We start from the raw sequence: 18524 nt of genomic DNA, 5'->3' as shown, positions 1-18524 counted from the left end.
TGTGGAGAAGTCCGTCAGGCCGTTGACGTCTCGACGCCCCGGACTAACCTTAGCGAATGGCTCTCAATCTCCTAAAGCTTTGCGTCGGCTGCGACAGTGTCGAGGATCTCGAAGAGTGGATCGCCTTCCGTCTTGACGAGCGCCGCCGTGCCGGTGAGCCAGCCGAACACTGGCACACCACCCGCATGGTGCCGACACGTGGCGACGAGGTAACCGATGGCGGCTCACTCTATTGGGTGATCAAGGGCAGCGTGCAATGCCGCCAATTGATCACGGAAATCCGGCCGTTCACCGATGATGACGGCATCGGCCGCTGCCATTTGATGCTCGATCCCGAGGTGGTGCGCACCGACTGGCAGCCGCGCCGCGCCTTCCAGGGCTGGCGTTACCTGAAGCCAGCCGACGCTCCGGCTGATCTCGGCAAGGGCAAGGCGGGATTGGTCGAGATGCCGCCGAAACTCAGGCGCGAGCTGGCCGAACTCGGCTTGCTCTAATGCATGTCGCCCAAAAGTGACCTCGGTTTTGGGAGAACGACATGCATAAAGACAAAGCCTCTGAAGCGCGTCGCATAGGTCCGTTTCGACGCGACGCGCTTTAGACATTTTCTGGCCCTCAATCTTGCCTCGTGCTGGACTTGCAAGCGAGGGGACAACGCCACATCTTCAAATCCATGCGCGATGAAGAACCGTCGAAGTCGACACAGGCCGCGGCGTTGCGGAACCAGTTCGCACGATGGTCCTCTTCCAGCCCGGGTAAAGGCCATGATTCTGGCGCAGAAAAAGTGTTGAAGGACATCACGCGGCTGTCCAGGCGGACAGGATACCTGCGGGGCGATGGGAAATGTTAGGCGCAATTATCGTTGTGGTCGCGTTGTTGCTGGTGCTCCTGGGGGTAGCCACGGCTTTTCTCCGCGCGGATCCGGCGCAACTCGCAAGCGGGATGAGAACCTTGGGGCCGATCCTGCTGGCGCTGGTCGGTGGCGCCGTGCTCCTGGTAGGGCGTCAAGCCATCGGCGGCATCATCCTGTTCGTGGCAATCGCCTGGTACGGCGCCACGCGTACGGGCCGGCCAAATGCCAGGCCGGTTGCTGGAAAACGCTCAACCGTGCGGACGGCGGCACTCGAGATGGAACTCGATCACAATACGGGCGGCCTTGAAGGGCTGGTTCTGGCCGGCCGCCACGACGGCAAGATGCTTGGCTCGATGACCCTTGCGGAATTGCAGCATCTCTACCGCGAGCTCTCCGGCGATCCGGAGAGCCGGCAGTTGCTAGAGACGTATCTTGACGGCAGAGTTCCCGTCTGGCGCAAACACGCTGAGACGAACGGTGGCGAAGGGCTGGGTGTTGCGCCAAGTCCGGGCGCCATGACTAAGGAGGAGGCCTACAAGGTCCTTGGTCTTGAAGCGGGGGCCGCCGCGGCGGATGTCCGCAAGGCGCACCGCCGCCTGATGCAGCGCCTGCACCCCGATATCGGCGGCACGTCTTTCCTGGCGGCGCGGATTAACGAAGCCAAGGACGTCTTGCTCTCCAATCACAACTAGTCTCCTTCGACGCAAAATTTTTCCGGGAGATACCTTCCACGCGGTCCTATTGCTGGACGGCGTAGCACTCGATTTTCTTCTTCTTCAAAGCGGTGCAGGCCTTCCACGCGGCGTCCTTCGACCCAAAGCCGCCGAAACGGGCGCGGTAGTAGGTGACGCCGTCCTTGTCGAAAGCGACGGTGAAGCCGGAAGCGTCGGCCAGCACCTTGGGAGCCTGCTTGGTTGTGTTGTCGAGGAAAGCCTGGGCTTCGGACTGCTTCGGCGAGGAAGCGACCTGGATGGCCCAGCCTGATGGAACCGACGCGGTGTTGACCGGATCAACGGCCGGGGCGGGCTCTGCATAGGCAGCCACGACCTGTGCGGTGGCGACCTTGGGGGCGGAGACGATGACCGTCTTCACCTTCTTTGCCGGGACAACCAGCTTGGGTGCCTCTGCCTCAGCTGTATCCTCGTCCTCGCTGTCGCCCTGGGCAACGGTCGCGTCGTCCGCGACGGCCGTATCGGCTTCCGCCACGGCCACCGGCTTTTCGTCCGGGGTCGGCGCGTCATGCTTGGGCAGGAGAACCTTCGCAAGTGCGCTGATGGGATTGCTGTCCGCCTTGGCGACCAGATCGCCACCACCGCGGGTCGATGCCCTCGGCAAATAGGCGTTGATCAGACCAGCCATCTGGTTGTCGCGGCTGCCGCCCGAGGTGCCGCCCATGACGACGGCGACAAGGCGGCGGTTGCCGTCATTAACGGAGGAGACGAGATTGAAGCCGGAGGCGCGGGTATAGCCGGTCTTGATGCCGTCGACGCCCTTGATGCGTCCGAGCAGGCGGTTGTGCCCATTGATGCGCTGGCGACCGTAGAGAAAGGAGCGCTGCGCGAAATAGCCGTAGTACTGGGGAAAATGTTCCCTGAGCGCGATGCCGAGCGTGGCCATGTCGCGCGCGGTGGTGAATTGCCCCGGGTCGGGCAGGCCGTTGGCGTTGCGGAAGACGGTGCCGTTCATGCCGAGCTGCCGCGCCTTGGCCGTCATCATGCGGGCGAAATTGGTTTCGTTGCCGCCGAGCATCTCGCCGAGCGCGGTCGCCGAGTCGTTGGCCGACTTCGTGACTATCGACAGGATCGCGGTCTCGACCGCGACCGATCCGCCCGGCTTCACGCCGAGTTTGGTCGGTGCCTCGGCGGATGCATGGGCTGAAAACACCACTGGCGTGTTTCTGCTGATCTTGCCCTTCGCCATCGCTTCGAAGGTCAGGTAGAGCGTCATCATCTTGGTCAGCGAGGCAGGATAGCGCCGGCCATCGGCATTGGCCGAGTAGAGCACCTTGCCGGTCTTGGCGTCGACGACGATGGCTGCCGATTTTGCCGCGAACGACGAGGCGGCACCCGCGACGACGAATGTCATCGCCATGGCGAGGATCATGATCGTTTTGAGAGGGGACGCGGATTTGGAAACGATGCCCGACAACGCCTGACGCACTGGTAGTTCCTTTGAATTTCTCGTTGCGTTGGAGGCGGCAAAGGGATCCTGCCTCACTTTCGGCCAAGCTAGCGGGGCAGCGTTACCAATCCGTTTATGGTAACCGCCGCGTTCACCATTTTCTGGCGGTTTGAGCCTTCCTTTATTTGAATTTTAGCCATTGCCGCGGCCAGCGCGGCCGCGAGCCCCTGAATTCTTGACTTTTGTGCGCCGCACAATATATATTATGCATTGCACAACGGCGCTCGGGGCAGGGCGCGTCAACCGTCCAGGGAGAGTACGAAATGACCCAGACCTATGAGGACTTCAGCAAATACGGCAAGGAGTTCACTGACACCGGATTGAAGAGCTTCGCCTCTTTGTCCAAGGGCGCGCAGGCGATCGCCACCGAGGCCGGCGAATACACCAAGAAGAGCCTCGAAGCTGGCAGCGCCGCGGTCGAGAAGCTGTTCTCGGCCAAGTCGCTGGACAAGGCGATCGAGATTCAATCCGACTATGCCAAGCAGTCCTACGAGGCGTTCGTTGCCGAGGCCACCAAGATTGGCGACCTCTATGCCGAACTCGCCAAGGAAGCCTACAAGCCGTTCGAATCGATCGTTGCCAAGGCGAAATAATTTTCGCCCGAGAATTCCAGATCCGGCCCTTTGGGCGCGGGAAAAAACCCGGTCGTGGAAACGCGGCCGGGTTTTTTCATGTCAACGCTTCACGATCGCGAAATTCCGCCAAGTTGGTCACCTAGCCATATTGTCAGCTAACCAGAAGGGCTTAAAATCGTCCATCGAACACCTACATGTGAAACTCGCATGAGGATTCGAAGAGGCAGGAATACGTGACGATCGGTTTGACTGCCACGAGACGAGTGGCGCGGATGCAAAACGGCGGCGGCGACGGCAATGAGGCCGGCCGCGGGACGGCCGTCATCACGCGCACCAAAACCAAGACCAAGAAGCCCAGCCTTTACCGGGTCCTCATCCTCAACGACGACTACACTCCGATGGAGTTCGTGGTTCACGTGCTGGAGCGTTTTTTCCAGAAGGACCGCGAAGCTGCCACACGCATCATGCTTCATGTTCACAATCATGGAGTGGGCGAGTGCGGGGTCTATACATTCGAGGTGGCCGAGACCAAAGTGTCTCAGGTCATGGATTTCGCCCGACAGAATCAGCATCCGCTGCAATGCGTGATGGAGAAGAAGTGAGGTAACATGCCGGCTTTCTCCCAAGGCCTGGAAAAGGCGCTTCATCAAGCGCTGACGCTCGCCAACGAGCGGCACCATGAATATGCAACCCTTGAACACCTGCTGCTCGCGCTCATCGACGACACCGAGGCGGCCGCCGTCATGCGCGCCTGCAACGTCGATCTCGACGAGCTGAAGCATACCGTTCTGACCTACATCGACACCGAGCTCGACAATCTGGTCACCGGCTACGATGAGGATTCCAAACCGACCGCCGGTTTCCAGCGCGTCATCCAGCGCGCGGTGATCCATGTGCAGTCATCTGGCCGCGAGGAAGTGTCGGGTGCCAACGTGCTCGTCGCCATCTTCGCCGAGCGCGAAAGCCATGCCGCTTATTTCCTGCAGGAACAGCAGATGACCCGCTACGACGCGGTCAACTACATCTCGCATGGCATCGCCAAGCGTCCGGGCGCGTCCGAGAGCCGCACCCCGCGCGGCGCCGATGACGAGCAGGGCGGCCAGAACGGTGCCGAGCCCCAGGAGGAAGGCGGCAAGAAGAAGCAGCAGCAGGACGCGCTGACCGCCTATTGCGTCAATCTCAACAACAAGGCCAAGGCCGGCAAGATCGATCCGCTGATCGGCCGCGAGAGCGAGATCAACCGCACCATCCAGGTGCTGTGCCGCCGCTCCAAGAACAACCCGCTCTATGTCGGTGATCCCGGCGTCGGCAAGACGGCGATCGCCGAAGGCCTGGCCAAGCGCATCGTCGAGGGCGACGTGCCGGAAGTCCTGCACAATGCCACCATCTTCGCGCTCGACATGGGCACGCTTTTGGCCGGCACGCGCTATCGCGGTGATTTCGAGGAACGGCTGAAGCAGGTCGTCAAGGAGCTCGAGGACTATCCGGGCGCGGTGCTGTTCATCGACGAGATCCACACCGTGATCGGTGCGGGTGCTACGTCAGGCGGCGCCATGGATGCGTCGAACCTGTTGAAGCCGGCTCTGTCGTCGGGTGCGATCCGCTGCATCGGTTCGACCACCTACAAGGAGTTCCGCCAGTTCTTCGAGAAGGACCGCGCGCTGGTGCGGCGCTTCCAGAAGATCGACGTCAACGAGCCGACCATCGAGGACGCCATCGAGATCATGAAGGGCCTGAAGCCTTATTATGAGGAATTCCACAAGGTGAAGTTCACCAACGAGGCGATCAAGGCCTCGGTGGAGCTGTCGGCGCGCTACATCAACGACCGCAAGCTGCCGGACAAGGCGATCGACGTGATCGACGAGACCGGCGCCTCGCAGATGCTGGTGCCCGAAGCCAAGCGCAAGAAGACGATCGGTATCAAGGAGATCGAAGCGACGATCGCCACCATGGCGCGCATCCCGCCGAAAACGGTTTCGGCCGATGACGAGAAGGTGCTGCAGGGCCTGGACATCGAGCTCAAGCGCGTCGTCTACGGCCAGGACACCGCCATCACCGCGCTGACCTCGGCGATCAAGCTGGCGCGTGCCGGCCTGCGCGAACCGGAGAAGCCGATCGGCTCCTACCTGTTCTCAGGTCCGACCGGCGTCGGTAAGACCGAAGTCGCCAAGCAGTTGGCCGCCTCGCTCGGCGTAGAACTGATCCGTTTCGACATGTCGGAATATATGGAACGCCACACCGTCTCGCGGCTGATCGGCGCGCCTCCCGGCTATGTCGGCTTCGACCAGGGCGGCCTTTTGACCGACGGTGTCGACCAGCATCCGCACTGCGTGCTGCTGCTCGACGAGGTCGAAAAGGCGCATCCCGACCTGTTCAACATCCTGTTGCAGGTGATGGACCACGGCAAGCTGACCGACCACAACGGCAAGCAGATCGACTTCCGCAATGTCATCCTGATCATGACCACCAATGCGGGCGCATCCGATGCGCAGCGCGCGGCGATCGGTTTCGGTTCGACCAAGCGCGAAGGCGACGATGTCGAAGCGATCAACCGGCTGTTCACGCCGGAATTCCGCAACCGTCTCGATGCGATCATTCCGTTCGGCTCGCTGCCGGTGCCGGTCATCCACCAGGTGGTGCAGAAGTTCGTCATGCAGCTGGAAGCCCAGCTTTCCGAGCGTGGCGTCACCTTCGACCTGTCGCCGGACGCGATCGCCTGGCTCGCCGACAAGGGCTATGACGAACGCATGGGCGCGCGTCCGCTCGGCCGCGTCATCCAGGAGCACATCAAGAAGCCGCTGGCCGACGAAGTGCTGTTCGGCAAGCTGAAGAAGGGCGGCACGGTGCGCGTCACCGTCGAGAAGAAGGAAACCGGCGAGACCGGCCTCAAGCTCGAATCGCTCGCCGACGAGGCGCCGGTGAAGCCGAAGAAGGAAGAGCCGGAAGACGCGCCGAAGCCCTCCAAGGCCGTGGCCAGGAAGCCTGCGGCAAAGAAGGTCGTGGCGCAGAAGCCCGAGCCCAAGGGCAAGGACGGCGGCAAGCGCAGCCTCGTGCCGCAACTGCCCAGAAAGAACTGAGCCTGACAAAAGTTGAAGAGAGCCCCGGAAACGGGGCTTTTTCATTGGGACGACGAGGTGGCGCGTTCAGGAAGTCGAGCATCGCCGGGGCCCTCGGGGAAGCTTCTGCCTAAGGACTGATGCAACGCCCCCGCCCGAGCGCGATCGAACGGCTCACGCGAGCGGCCGATTCTCTTCGCGAAATGATGCGCGGAATCAGCTTCCCAGCGCGGCACGGATCTTGTCTGCGTTCCGCGCCAGCACTTCCGGATTCTCCATCTGGCCGCTGTGGGGCTTCAGCGGGATGCCGTCGAAGCGCGGAATGACATGCACGTGAAGATGATAGACGGTCTGCCCCGAAGCAGGTTCATTGAACTGCATGACGGTGACGCCGTCGGCATCAAATGCTTTGCGGACGGCCCGCGCCACTTTCTGGACCACCGTGAAAAGCGGACCGAATGTTGACGGATCGGCGTCGAGCAGGTTGCGCGACGGCACCTTCGGCATCACCAGCGTATGCCCCGGCCCCTGTGGCATCACATCCATGAAGGCCACGACCGCTTCGTCCTCATAGATGCGGTGCGAGGGTATTTCGCCGCGCAGGATCTTCGCGAAGATGTTGTCGGTGTCGTAGGCGGTTTGGGCCATCGTGAACGCTCCGGATTGTGTCTTTCGTGTAGCGAAGCCGTCGAAACTCGGCAAGACGATCGGGCGAAGTCGACACTGCCCAGGCAGCCCGGTCGCTATTCCTCGAGATCTTTGCGGAACGGGGTATGTTCTTCCAGATATTCGCCCATCCGCTCCACCTCGCGCCGCTCGCGGCCGAGATAATCGGCGACCGCTTTGCGCAGGCCGGGGTGGGCAATGTAGTGCGCCGAATGCATGGTCACCGGTCGGTAGCCGCGCGCCAGCTTGTGCTCGCCTTGCGCGCCTGCTTCGACCACCTTCAACTTGCGTTCGATGGCGAAGTCGATGGCCTGGTGATAGCAGACCTCAAAATGCAGGTAGGGATGATCCTCGATGCAGCCCCAATTGCGGCCATAGAGCGCGTCGGAGCCGATGAAGTTGATGGCGCCGGCAATGTAGCGCCCGTTGCGCCTGGCCATCACCAGCAGGATGTCGTCCGCCATGCGTTCGCCGATCAGCGAGAAGAACTGGCGGTTCAGGTAGGGGCGGCCCCATTTGCGGCTGCCGGTGTCCATATAGAAGGCGAAGAAGTCGTCCCAGGCCTTTTCGGTCAGGTCCTTGCCGGTCAGCCAGTCGATCGAGATGCCATCGGCTAGCGCCTCGCGCCGCTCCTTCTTCATCGCCTTGCGCTTGCGCGAGGCAAGCGTGGCGAGGAAGTCGTCATAGCTGGAAAAGCCTTCGTTGAAGAAATGGAATTGTTGGTCGGTGCGATGCAGGAAGCCCGCGGCCTCCAGCATCGCGACGTCGCTTTCCTGCGCGAAGGTGACATGCGCCGAGGATATGCCGAGCTTGTCGGTCACCATTTTGAGCCCGGCGGCAAGCCCGGCCTTAACCGCGTCCTGATCCTCGCCCTTGCCGACCAGCAGGCGAGGGCCGGTGACCGGCGTGAACGGCACGGCACTTTGCAATTTTGGATAGTAACGGCCGCCGGCGCGCTCGAAGGCATCCGACCAGCCGTGATCGAACACATATTCGCCCTGGCTGTGCGACTTGAGATAGCAGGGAACAGCGCCGAGCAGCCTGCCTTGCGCGGTTTCCAGCCGCAGGTGATGGCCTTGCCAGCCAGTGCGCCGCACGGCGCAGCCCGAATCCTCCAGAGCGCTCAAAAAAGCGAATGAAACGAGCGGGTTATATCCGGCCGCGTCGCCGCGCGTGGTCCCGGCAAAGCCGTTCCATTCATCGCAGGTAAAGGCGCCTATGCCCGCGGCGATGCGGATCGAATAGCCCGCATTCGCCGATTGTCCGTCGCAGTCGTCGCCCTGATCCATGAGGCTTATTTAAGCTCCATTCGGGCCGCTACAAGTCACGTTTCGGACACCCTGCTCAGGCGACTTTGACCAGGTCGGGTTCGAAACCTTCGAACGTCATCTGGTCGGCATATCTAAAGGTCAGGTCGACCGCCGGCTGGTCATGCACCGTCCAGGTGATGACAGGCATTTTGAGCTTTTCGCGCACGAAGCTGACAAACGGGTTCGGCAGATCGCCGGCGGCATAGGAGGTAAAGGAGAGTTCGTGCGCCAGCATGGAAAAATGTGCTTCGATCAGCTTGGCGTCCTTGCCATAGGCGGTCAATCCAGCCGGAATGCCGGGCGCGTGCCTGGGGAAATCGCGGATCAGCCAGTGATCGAACGACATGATCGCCGCCTTGCCCTTGTAGCGCTTCAGCATCTTGCCGACGCGCGCCACCAGGCCCTCATCGCGACCGGGAGTTCCTTTCAGCTCGACGACCACGGGCACGCGGCCGTCGACGAGGTCGAGCGTTTCCTGCAGCGTCGGCACGTGATCCGCCGTGCCGCCGACCTTGAGCGCGGTAAGTTCGGCCGCGCTGCGTTGCCAGACGAAGCCGTCCTGACCTGTCAGCCGTTGCAGATCGTCATCATGGATGACGATGGGAACGCCATCCGACGACAGATGCACGTCGCATTCGATCGCGTAGCCGCGTTCGGCCGCGGCGGCGAAGGCGGAAAGCGTGTTTTCCCAGCGCGTCTTGTTCATGTCGTGAAAGCCGCGATGGGCAACCGGCCGGGCGGTCAGCCAGGAGAGGTCGGTCATGTCCGCACCTTCACTCATTCGACTTCAAAGATCGCTTCGATTTCCACCGCGGCATTAAGCGGCAGGGAGGCGGTGCCGACGGCGGAGCGTGCGTGCTTGCCGCTTTCACCAAGCGCGGCAACCAGGAAATCGGAGGCGCCGTTGGCGACCAGATGCTGTTCGACGAAGTCGGGGGCCGACGCCACGAAGACGGTGATCTTCACCAGACGGCGGATCTTCTCGAGGTCGCCAAGTGCCGCCTTGGCTTGCGCCAGGATGTTGATGGCGCAGTATTTCGCGGCGTCCTTGCCGCTTGCCGTGTCGACGTCGCGGCCGAGCAGGCCGCTCGCCTGCAGCTTGCCGTCCTTAAGCGGCAATTGTCCCGCCGTGAACAGCAGGTTGCCGGTCCTGCAATAGGGCACGTAGTTGGCGGCAGGCGCGGCGGCAACAGGAAGCGTCACGCCGAGATCACTTAGCCGCTTTTCGATTGTTTCACTCATTGCTTTTCCCTATTGCTGGAAGGTGCCGCGCTGGCCGGGCCGAAATTGCTATTTTTGCCTCGCTTCCGCCACGACTTTTTTTAAGCTGGACCATCTTTCCCTGCGGCCCTGCCATCAGCCGCGACGATTGGAGTACCTCATGCGCGCAGCGCGCCTTGCATTCCACGCCGTTCTGTTGTCGGCGCTGTTCCCTGTGGGCTCCGCTTTCGCCGTACCGGCGTTGCAGGCGCATCGCGCCGTCTACGATCTCACCCTCAAGAAGGCGGATGATCGATCCGGCATCACCGGTATCACTGGCCGTATGGTCTACGAGTTCAACGGCTCGGCCTGCGAAGGCTACACGGTGAAATTCCGTTTCGTCACCCAGATCGCGACCAGCGACAACACGAAGCTGACCGACCAGCAGACCACCACCTTCGAGGATGCGGAAGGCAAGGTGTTTTCTTTCGTAACGAAGTCCTTCGTCGACCAGAACCTCGACAAGGAGGTCAAGGGCGTCGCGACAAAGAATGCCAAGGGGCTGAAGGTCGATATCGACAAGCCGGAGAAGAACAGTCTTGAACTCGCGGCCACCCAGTTTCCGACCCAGCATCTGGTCGAGTTGATCGGCAAGGCCGAAAAAGGCGAAAACTTCTATCAGACCAACCTGTTCGACGGCTCGGAGGATGCCAACAAGGTGATGACGACCACGGTTGTCGTCGGCAAGAAGACCGAAGCCGACAAGGCCGATCCGGAAGCGCCGGCACTGGCGAAGCTTGCCACCGACAAATATTGGCCGGTCGACATCGCCTATTTCGACGACAGTGCCCAGAAGGGCGAGGAAGTGCCGGAATACCGGATCAGCTTCAAGCTGCACGAAAACGGCATCACCCGTGATCTCGTCATGGACTATGGCGACTTCTCCATGACCGGCAAGCTGGTCAACCTGTCCCTGTTCGACCAGACAAAGCCTTGTCCCGTATCGAAGTAGCAGCGATGCGCAAGTGAACTGGCCGGGCTTGATGGCGGTCTATGTCGATGCGGCGATCTGGAAGTGGGCAGGCCATCGCTGGTGCCATTTGATGGCCGACGACACCGAAGAGCTGCATCGGTTCGCATCCCGGCTTGGCGTGAAGCGCTCGTCCTACCAGGGGCCGCCCAGGACATCGGCGCCACACTATGACATAACCGGTTTCGAGCGCGACCGCGCGGTGCGGCTCGGCGCCATCGAATGCAGCCGCGAGGAGATCGTCGCGATCTTCAGGCGCGTGCGGGTACCCAACGGAAAGGCCCGGTCATGACACCAACGGCATTTTTCGCGTATTGCGCAGCCGTCACACTCGCCGCCGCCACACCCGGGCCAGCGATGTTCACGGTCATCACCAATGGCGTGTCGCGTGGTTTTCTTCGCGCCTTCATGGCCGGCGTGGGGGTTGCCGCCGGCGATGCCGTGCTGGTCACTCTGGCACTGCTCGGGCTGGTAGCCCTCGCCCAGACATTCGAATGGATATTCCTCCTGCTTAAATATGCAGGCGCCGCCTACCTGATTTTTCTCGGCATCAGGATGTGGCGGGCCTCGGCCACGCAACCGAACGGGCCGCAGACGGCACAGGCGAGATTGTCGCGATTCTTCTTCCTTGGCGCGTCCATTGCGCTGGGGAACCCGAAGGCGATCCTGTTTCATGCCTCGATCATGCCGCTGATCCTCGATCTCGACACGCTGACGTTTGTCGATGGCCTGCTGGTGGTGGCAGTCGTCGTCAGCGTCAATATCGTCACCATGGGTGTCTATGCGGTACTTGCGGGCCGGGCCTCGGGCTGGTTCAGGACGCCCGGGCGCATGCGGCTGATGAACAGGTTCGCCGGCAGTGCCATGATCGGCACCGGAGCGCTGATTGCCGCACGCTGAGCGGAAAGCGTCACACGGCTTGCGTTTATCGCACTTCCCCTCTATATGCCCGCTCATTCCACACACGGACTTTGGTGTCTGCCCGGGAGAAATCCGGCTGAAACCTCCGGTGGCGTTCGAGGACTTCGTCCAAAAATGCCTGTGTCCGTGGAGGCTAACCGGAAAGGAAATGAGAATGGCACTGCCTGATTTCAGCATGCGCCAGCTTTTGGAAGCTGGCATTCACTTCGGCCACCAGACCCACCGCTGGAACCCGAAGATGGCGCCCTACATCTATGGCGCCCGCAACAACATCCACATTATCGACCTCTCGCAGACGGTGCCTTTGCTGCACCAGGCGCTGAAGCAGGTTTCCGATACCGTTGCCAAGGGCGGCCGCGTGCTGTTCGTCGGCACCAAGCGCCAGGCGTCCGACATCGTCGCCGATGCCGCGCAGCGTTCGGCCCAGTACTACGTCAATTCGCGTTGGCTCGGCGGCATGCTGACCAACTGGAAGACGATCTCGAACTCGATCCAGCGCCTGCGCAAGCTCGACGAGATGCTGGCCGGCGAGGCGCAAGGCCTGACCAAGAAGGAACGCCTGAACCTCGACCGCGAGCGCGAGAAGCTCGACAAGGCGCTCGGCGGCATCAAGGACATGGGCTCGACGCCCGACCTGATGTTCGTGATCGACACCAACAAGGAAGCGATCGCCATCCTCGAGGCCAAGCGCCTGGGCATCCCGGTCGTTGCCATCATCGATTCGAACTGCGATCCGGACAAGATCGATTTCCCGATCCCCGGCAATGACGACGCGGCCCGCGCCATCCAGCTTTATTGCGATCTGATCGCCAAGGCCGCGATTGACGGCATCGCCCGTCAGCAGGGCGCGCTCGGCATGGATATCGGCGCTTCGGTCGAAGCTCCGGTCGAGCCGGCGCTCGATCCGGCTCCGGCGTCGGAAGCCCCAGAGGCTTGATAGTCGAAGGCCGGTTTGCGGCCTTCATCTTTCTCATATTTTGGCACGCTAAACAGACGCACCATCAAATAACGATGGTGCGTCGGTGCATTTAAACAAAGAGGCGACAATGAGCATTTCGGCTGCACAGGTCAAAGAACTCCGCGACTTGACCGGCGCGGGCATGATGGACTGCAAGGCGGCGTTGAACGAGACCAATGGCAACATGGAAGAAGCCGTTGACTGGCTGCGCAAGAAGGGCATCTCCAAGGCCGACAAGAAGGCCGGCCGCACCGCCGCCGAAGGCCTGATCGGCGTCGACAACGGCGTGCGCGAAGCCGCCGTCGTCGAGGTGAATTCCGAGACTGATTTCGTCGCCCGCAATGCCGCCTTCCAGGAAATCGTCGCCAACGTCGCCAAGGTGGCGCTTGCCTATGGCACGACAGAGGCTGTGGCCGCCGCGAAGTATCCGGGTTCGGACAAGTCGGTCACCGACACCATCAAGGACGCTGTCGGCACCATTGGCGAGAACCTGGGCTTCCGTCGCTCGGCCAAGCTGACCGTGCCGCATGGCGCGGTTGCGACCTACGTCCACAATTCGGTCGCCGATGGCCTTGGCAAGCTCGGCGTGCTGGTCGCGATCGAGACTACCGGCAACGAGCATGCCGCCAATGCCTTTGGCCGCCAGGTCGCCATGCATGTCGCCGCCACCAACCCGATGGCGCTGACCGCCGAGCAGATCGACCCGGCAGCGGTCGAGCGTGAGAAGGCAATCTTCTCCGACCAGGCGCGCCAGTCCGGCAAGCCGGAAGCCATCATCGAAAAGATGGTCGAGGGTCGCCTGCGCAAGTTCTATGAGGAAGTCGTGCTCTTGAAGCAGGCCTTCGTGCTCAACCCCGACATCACTGTCGAGAAGGCGCTGAAGGATGCCGAAAAGGAAATCGGCGCGCCGGCCAAGATCACGGCCTATCTGCGCTTCGCGCTTGGCGAGGGCATCGAGAAGGAAGAGTCCGATTTCGCCGCGGAAGTCGCGGCGGCGGTCAAGAAGTAAGCGTCCTACCGCTTTATTCCGACTGTGTTTTTCGGCCGGGCGTCCGCAGGGATGCCCGGCCGATTTCGTTTGCTGTATCGATAAACGCCCTGAGCTTCGGCGCCATCGCGGCGCGGCGCGGGAAGTAGAGGAAAAGGCCGGGTTCCTCGATCGCTGATTGCGGCAGAACCTGCACTAGGCGCCCGGCTGCCAGATCCGCGCGGGCCAGCGGCTCGAACATATAGGCGAGGCCGACGCCAGCGAGCGCCAGATCAATGGCGGCGAGCGAATCCGTCACGATGGCCGTACCGCTGGTTTCCATGACCACGTCCTTGCCATCCTCGGTCAAATCCCAGCGATAGAGAGCCCCCGAGCGGACAAGCCGGTACCCTATGCAATTATGGTTCGCGAGATCGGCTACTCGGCGCGGACGGCCACGTCGCCCGATATAGGCGGGAGAGGCGACGATGACGACTTTGAAGGGCTGCGTCAGGCGGATGGCAACCATGTCCTGCGCGATCATCTCGCCGAGCCGGATGCCGGCGTCGAAACCTTCGCCGACGATGTCGACCAATCCCTGATCGGCAAAAATCTCGACCGTAATGTCGGGATAGCGCTCGGCCATCGCGGCGACGACCGGCGTCACCGCCAATGGAATCGCGATGTTGGAGGCGTTGATCCTGAGCAGGCCAGACGGCCTGCCCTTGTCGCTGCGGATGCGGTCCATCCGCTCGGCAATATCCTGGAGGGCAGGGGCCGCCGTTTCCACCAGCGCCTTGCCGGCCTCGGTGAGCGAAACGCTGCGCGTCGTGCGCGCAAACAGCGGCTGGCCGATACGCTCCTCGACGAGCCGCACCGCGTGGCTGACCGCCGACGGGCTCATCCCGAGTTCCGCCGCGGCAAGTGCGAAGCCGCCCCGCCGCGCAACGGCTACAATGACAGGCAGGTGGGTGAGCAGGTCTCGGTCCATTCATGAACCATATCGCACGGTCCATGCAGATCATGCAATCTTATCGAGGAGGCAAAAGCGGGGCATTTAAGACGGCATCGAACGGCAAGCATCAGACAGGAGCCTCCGATGTCCGACCTTCATTCCAGACAAGCCCGCAACCTCCAGACGGTACACAACTTCTTTGACCTGATGCACCGCAAGGATATCGACAGTTGGAGTGAACTCTGGGCCGAGGATGGCCGCATCATAGTCTTCTATCCGCCGGCGGGATTTGGCGACAGCATCGACGGCAAGGCAGCGATCGTGGCCGCTTTCAGGGGACTGTTCGGCAATTTCGAAACCTTCGAATCGCAACTGACGGCCATCTATCCCGCCGCGGACTCCGAAGCCGTGGTGGTCGAATACCGGAACCGCGCCGTGCTCGTGGGCGGCACCGAATACACCAACAGCAACATTGCCGTCTTCCATTTCGAGAATGGCCTGATCAGCGCCTATCACGACTATTTCGACCCGCGCCGGTTCCAGGTCGTTGTCGACGCGCTGTCAAAAGGCTGAAGGCGGACCTCCCCGACTGATCATCCGTCCGTTTGCAAACCTATCCACCAAAGGAGAAGCGAAATGAATGCCTTGAAACACGTTACCTTCGCCGCAGGCCTTGCCTTGGCGCCCGTCGATGCCGGTGGTGCCGAACCGACCGGCTGGCAGGCACTTGCCGATGAACGCGCCGTGATCCGTATCGCCGATGCCATCGACCGCGCCGTCGACGCGCAGGACTGGAAACGCGCGCGCAGCTATTTCGCGGATAGGGTCACCGCCGACTTCAGCAGCCTGTCCGGGCAGCCCGCGGCCAACATTGCCTCCGACGATCTGATCGGCGCCTGGGCCGGCAATCTCAAGGGCAGCAAGACCAGCCTGCACCTGCGCACCAATCACCAGGTCGTCCTCGAGGCGGACACGGCGACTGTTCTGTCGAACGGCTATGCCTGGAACCGGATGGAGGGCAATGGCGATCCACTCTGGGAAGTCTGGGGCACCTATGAGCACCACCTGACGCGTTCTGGCACCGCCTGGAAGGTCGATGGCTTCACCTTCCACATGACGCATGAACGCGGCAATCCCTGGGTCAAGACGACCCCGGGCCAATGACGCCCGCATCAACCGGATCAGGATCGGAAAAGACAATGACCATGAGCTACTACACACTCGGCAACAGCGGCCTGCGCGTCAGCCGGCTGGCGCTGGGCACGATGACCTTCGGCACGGAATGGGGCTGGGGCGCGGACCGGGATACGGCGCGCGCGATGTTCGACGCCTATGTCGAGGCCGGCGGCAATTTCTTCGACACCGCCGACCTTTATACCGCGGGCACCGCCGAGACCTGGCTCGGTGAATTCGTGGCCGAGCGAGGCTTGCGCGACAAGGCGGTGATCGCCACCAAGTTCACCATGAACTCGAACCCCGGCAATCCGAACGCCGGCGGCAATGGCCGCAAGAATATCATGCGTGCCGTCGACGCCTCGCTGAAGCGGCTGGGCACCGACTACATCGATCTCTATCTCATGCATATCTGGGACAGGCTGACGCCGGCCGAGGAAGTACTGCGTACGCTCGACGATCTGGTTCGGGCAGGCAAGATACGTCACATCGGCCTGTCCGACGTGCCGGCCTGGTATGCTGGGCGGGCTCAGGCGATCGCCGAACTGCGTGGCTATGAGCCGATCTCGGCGTTGCAGCTCGAATACTCCCTGGCGGAGCGTGCCATCGAGCATGAATTCGTGCCGTTCGGGACACGTCATGGCGCCGGCATCATGGTCTGGAGCCCGCTGGCCAGCGGCCTGTTGAGCGGCAAATACCGGCCGATGGAAGCGGGCAATGCCGGCCGGCTCGACGGCTTCCGCAACACCACCCATCCCGGCTTCCAGAAATTCACGGATCACAACTGGGCTGTTGTGGCGGAGTTGGAGAAAGTCGCCGCCGAACTCGGCCGCGGCATGGCTCAGGTGGCGCTCAACTGGGTGGCGACACAGCCAGGAATCGCCACCGTCATCCTTGGGGCAACGAGACTTTCGCAGTTGCAGGACAATCTTGCCGCGCTCGATTTCTCGATACCGCCCGCGCTTCGCCAGCGGCTGGACAAGGTGAGCGGCACGCCGGCGCCGTTCCCGCATTCCTATTTCGGTCCCGAGATCCAGGTCCGTGTCGCCGGTGGTGTCGTGACCGGCGACAAGCCGTCCGGTTATGCGTTGCCGGTCGTGGTCGAAGGCGAGGCCGTTGCCATCAGCAGCAACTGATCCAAAAAGCCTGGAATTTTGCACAAAGGCGCGGCGTGACATCGCCGCGCCCTTCGTGTATCCGGTCAACCCGTCATGACAGCACCGCCGGGCGAAGCAGGAGGCCTTTTTCGCCTTCAGAGCTTGCCGCGCCGGGATTTTCGAGGAACCAGATGACGGTGAAGCCCCTCTACCGACGTGTTCTGCTGAAAGCTTCGGGCGAAGCGTTGATGGGCGAACAGCATTTCGGCATCGATGTCTCGGTCGTGGACCGCATCGCCGGCGACATCGCCGAGGCGCGCGCGCTGGGCATAGAGGTGGGTGTCGTCATTGGCGGCGGCAATATCTTTCGCGGCGTGGCCGTTGCCTCCAAGGGTGGGGACCGCGTTACCGGCGACCATATGGGCATGCTTGCCACCGTCATCAATTCGCTGGCGCTGCGCACATCGCTGAACAAGATCGGCGTCGAGGCCGTCGTGCTGTCCGCGATTGCCATGCCCGAGCTTTGCGAGAGCTTTTCGCAGCGCCAGGCGACCGCCTACATGAACCAGGGCAAGGTGGTGATCTTCGCCGGCGGCACCGGCAATCCGTTCTTCACCACCGATTCGGCCGCAGCGCTCCGTGCGGCCGAAATCGGCGCCGACGCGTTGTTCAAGGGCACGCAGGTCGACGGCGTCTATTCGGCCGACCCGAAAAAAGACCCAAGCGCGACACGTTTCGAACGCATTAGCCATGCCGAAGTCATAAATCGCGGCCTTTCGATCATGGATACGGCTGCGATTGCACTTGCGCGCGAAAACAACATTCCGATAATCGTCTATTCGATCCACGAAAAAGGTGGTTTCGGCGATATTCTGAGGGGCGGCGGCCGCTGTACGGTCGTCGCGGACGAGTGATCCGGGCCTGATCCCGGGAAACCGGGTTTCGAAATCAGGCTCGAACACGGGGCCTTTGCCCCGAAGCAGTGAACCCGCCGCAGACGGGTCGAGGAGACTAGAATGAGTGGTGAGTACGACGATCTCAAGCGGCGCATGGATGGGGCAATCGCGGCGTTCAAGCATGATCTGGCCTCGCTGCGGACCGGTCGCGCCTCCAGCAACCTGCTCGACGCGATCCAGGTGCAAGCCTATGGCACCACCATGCCGATCAATCAGGTGGCCAACGTCACCGTGCCTGAGCCGCGCATGATCTCGGTCTCGGTCTGGGACAAGTCGATGGTCGGCGCGGTCGACCGCGCGATCCGGGAATCCAATCTGGGCTTCAACCCGATCGTCGACGGCACCAATCTGAGGATTCCGCTGCCGGAGCTCAACGAGCAGCGCCGCAAGGAACTGGTCAAGATTTCGCACGGCTATGCCGAGAACGCGCGCGTCGCCGCGCGCCATGTGCGTCGCGATGGCATGGATTTCCTGAAGAAGGCGGAGAAGGACGGCGACATCAGCGAGGACGATCAGCGCAAGCGTTCCGACCAGGTCCAGAAACTTACCGACGAGACCATCAGCACCATCGATCATCTGCTTTCCGACAAGGAAGCTGAAATCATGCAGGTTTAGGGTTGGCCCTTGGC

Annotated in this window: 21 protein-coding genes; 15 read left to right on the top strand and 6 right to left on the bottom strand. The window is 61.9% G+C overall.

Translation table 11 applies throughout. The annotated features are described in order from the left end of the window. The first annotated feature begins 56 nt into the window (after nucleotides 1-56). On the top strand, nucleotides 57-494 hold the full coding sequence (locus O7A70_RS10780; RefSeq protein ID WP_337140364.1) for a DUF1489 family protein: 438 nt from the start codon (nucleotides 57-59) through the stop codon (nucleotides 492-494). A 346-nt stretch (nucleotides 495-840) separates the two neighbouring features. Continuing rightward, the gene (locus tag O7A70_RS10775; RefSeq protein WP_337140363.1) at nucleotides 841-1542 is read left to right on the top strand and encodes a DnaJ domain-containing protein; all 702 of its coding nucleotides are present in this window, start codon (nucleotides 841-843) and stop codon (nucleotides 1540-1542) included. Nucleotides 1543-1588: 46 nt separating this feature from the next. On the opposite strand, the gene O7A70_RS10770 is transcribed toward O7A70_RS10775, so the two are convergent. Beyond that, nucleotides 1589-3010, bottom strand: a complete 1422-nt coding sequence (locus tag O7A70_RS10770) for a D-alanyl-D-alanine carboxypeptidase family protein (protein ID WP_337140362.1) — start codon at nucleotides 3008-3010, stop codon at nucleotides 1589-1591. 284 nt (nucleotides 3011-3294) lie between these two features. Here O7A70_RS10770 and O7A70_RS10765 point away from each other — a divergent pair, with 284 nt between their 5' ends. From O7A70_RS10765 to clpA, 3 genes are all read left to right on the top strand, one after another. Then, nucleotides 3295-3624 carry a phasin family protein gene (locus O7A70_RS10765; RefSeq protein WP_027142601.1) on the top strand — a complete coding sequence of 110 codons (330 nt, stop codon included), beginning with the start codon at nucleotides 3295-3297 and terminating at the stop codon, nucleotides 3622-3624. 254 nt (nucleotides 3625-3878) lie between these two features. After that, nucleotides 3879-4208 (top strand): ATP-dependent Clp protease adapter ClpS, encoded by a 330-nt coding sequence (gene clpS, locus O7A70_RS10760; protein ID WP_010909565.1) that lies wholly within the window; start codon nucleotides 3879-3881, stop codon nucleotides 4206-4208. A gap of 6 nt (nucleotides 4209-4214) precedes the next feature. Next, nucleotides 4215-6683, top strand: coding sequence for an ATP-dependent Clp protease ATP-binding subunit ClpA (gene clpA, locus O7A70_RS10755; RefSeq protein ID WP_140768279.1), 2469 nt, complete (start codon nucleotides 4215-4217; stop codon nucleotides 6681-6683). 195 nt (nucleotides 6684-6878) lie between these two features. Here clpA and O7A70_RS10750 read toward each other — a convergent pair whose 3' ends face one another. The 4 genes from O7A70_RS10750 to O7A70_RS10735 all read right to left on the bottom strand — a co-directional run bounded on the left by O7A70_RS10750 (nucleotide 6879) and on the right by O7A70_RS10735 (nucleotide 9880). Further along, nucleotides 6879-7310, bottom strand: a complete 432-nt coding sequence (locus O7A70_RS10750) for an HIT family protein (RefSeq protein WP_337140561.1) — start codon at nucleotides 7308-7310, stop codon at nucleotides 6879-6881. 95 nt (nucleotides 7311-7405) lie between these two features. Further along, nucleotides 7406-8617, bottom strand: coding sequence for a GNAT family N-acetyltransferase (locus O7A70_RS10745; RefSeq protein ID WP_337140361.1), 1212 nt, complete (start codon nucleotides 8615-8617; stop codon nucleotides 7406-7408). Nucleotides 8618-8672: 55 nt separating this feature from the next. Then, complete coding sequence (locus O7A70_RS10740; RefSeq protein WP_337140560.1) at nucleotides 8673-9401, bottom strand: glycerophosphodiester phosphodiesterase; 729 nt, start codon at nucleotides 9399-9401, stop codon at nucleotides 8673-8675. 14 nt (nucleotides 9402-9415) lie between these two features. Further along, on the bottom strand, nucleotides 9416-9880 hold the full coding sequence (locus tag O7A70_RS10735) for a RidA family protein (protein WP_015317774.1): 465 nt from the start codon (nucleotides 9878-9880) through the stop codon (nucleotides 9416-9418). 139 nt (nucleotides 9881-10019) lie between these two features. On the opposite strand from O7A70_RS10735, the gene O7A70_RS10730 reads away from it, so the two are divergent. The 5 genes from O7A70_RS10730 (at nucleotide 10020) to tsf (ending at nucleotide 13756) form a co-directional block, all read left to right on the top strand. Beyond that, complete coding sequence (locus O7A70_RS10730; RefSeq protein ID WP_027142607.1) at nucleotides 10020-10850, top strand: cell envelope integrity EipB family protein; 831 nt, start codon at nucleotides 10020-10022, stop codon at nucleotides 10848-10850. Nucleotides 10851-10881: 31 nt separating this feature from the next. Beyond that, on the top strand, nucleotides 10882-11160 hold the full coding sequence (locus O7A70_RS10725; RefSeq protein WP_027142608.1) for a DUF4031 domain-containing protein: 279 nt from the start codon (nucleotides 10882-10884) through the stop codon (nucleotides 11158-11160). Continuing rightward, nucleotides 11157-11768 (top strand): LysE family translocator, encoded by a 612-nt coding sequence (locus O7A70_RS10720; RefSeq protein WP_337140360.1) that lies wholly within the window; start codon nucleotides 11157-11159, stop codon nucleotides 11766-11768. The genes O7A70_RS10725 and O7A70_RS10720 overlap by 4 nt, the downstream gene beginning before the upstream one ends. 175 nt (nucleotides 11769-11943) lie before the next feature. Continuing rightward, entirely contained in the window at nucleotides 11944-12726 is a 783-nt protein-coding gene (gene rpsB / locus O7A70_RS10715; protein ID WP_140505484.1) for a 30S ribosomal protein S2, read from the top strand. A gap of 109 nt (nucleotides 12727-12835) precedes the next feature. After that, on the top strand, nucleotides 12836-13756 hold the full coding sequence (tsf, locus tag O7A70_RS10710; RefSeq protein WP_027142611.1) for a translation elongation factor Ts: 921 nt from the start codon (nucleotides 12836-12838) through the stop codon (nucleotides 13754-13756). Between the two features lie 13 nt (nucleotides 13757-13769). Here the strand turns inward: tsf and O7A70_RS10705 are convergent, their stop codons facing one another. Further along, nucleotides 13770-14705 carry a LysR family transcriptional regulator gene (locus O7A70_RS10705; protein WP_337140359.1) on the bottom strand — a complete coding sequence of 312 codons (936 nt, stop codon included), beginning with the start codon at nucleotides 14703-14705 and terminating at the stop codon, nucleotides 13770-13772. 108 nt (nucleotides 14706-14813) lie between these two features. Here O7A70_RS10705 and O7A70_RS10700 point away from each other — a divergent pair, with 108 nt between their 5' ends. From O7A70_RS10700 to frr, 5 genes are all read left to right on the top strand, one after another. Beyond that, nucleotides 14814-15242 (top strand): nuclear transport factor 2 family protein, encoded by a 429-nt coding sequence (locus tag O7A70_RS10700; protein WP_337140358.1) that lies wholly within the window; start codon nucleotides 14814-14816, stop codon nucleotides 15240-15242. A gap of 63 nt (nucleotides 15243-15305) precedes the next feature. Then, nucleotides 15306-15833, top strand: a complete 528-nt coding sequence (locus tag O7A70_RS10695; RefSeq protein WP_337140357.1) for a nuclear transport factor 2 family protein — start codon at nucleotides 15306-15308, stop codon at nucleotides 15831-15833. A gap of 35 nt (nucleotides 15834-15868) precedes the next feature. Beyond that, a complete protein-coding gene (locus O7A70_RS10690; protein WP_337140356.1) occupies nucleotides 15869-16978 on the top strand; it encodes an aldo/keto reductase in 1110 nt (369 codons plus the stop codon). 152 nt (nucleotides 16979-17130) lie between these two features. Further along, the gene (pyrH, locus tag O7A70_RS10685) at nucleotides 17131-17853 is read left to right on the top strand and encodes a UMP kinase (RefSeq protein ID WP_337140355.1); all 723 of its coding nucleotides are present in this window, start codon (nucleotides 17131-17133) and stop codon (nucleotides 17851-17853) included. A gap of 102 nt (nucleotides 17854-17955) precedes the next feature. Next, a complete protein-coding gene (gene frr / locus O7A70_RS10680) occupies nucleotides 17956-18510 on the top strand; it encodes a ribosome recycling factor (RefSeq protein WP_027142617.1) in 555 nt (184 codons plus the stop codon). Nucleotides 18511-18524: the final 14 nt, after the last annotated feature.

It is taken from the genome of Mesorhizobium sp. Cs1299R1N1, assembly GCF_037179655.1.
In the GTDB taxonomy this organism is placed as follows: Bacteria; Pseudomonadota; Alphaproteobacteria; order Rhizobiales; family Rhizobiaceae; genus Mesorhizobium; species Mesorhizobium salmacidum.
The sequence above is the reverse complement of the archived record's forward strand: the minus strand, read 5'-3'. Positions and strand labels throughout refer to the sequence as shown.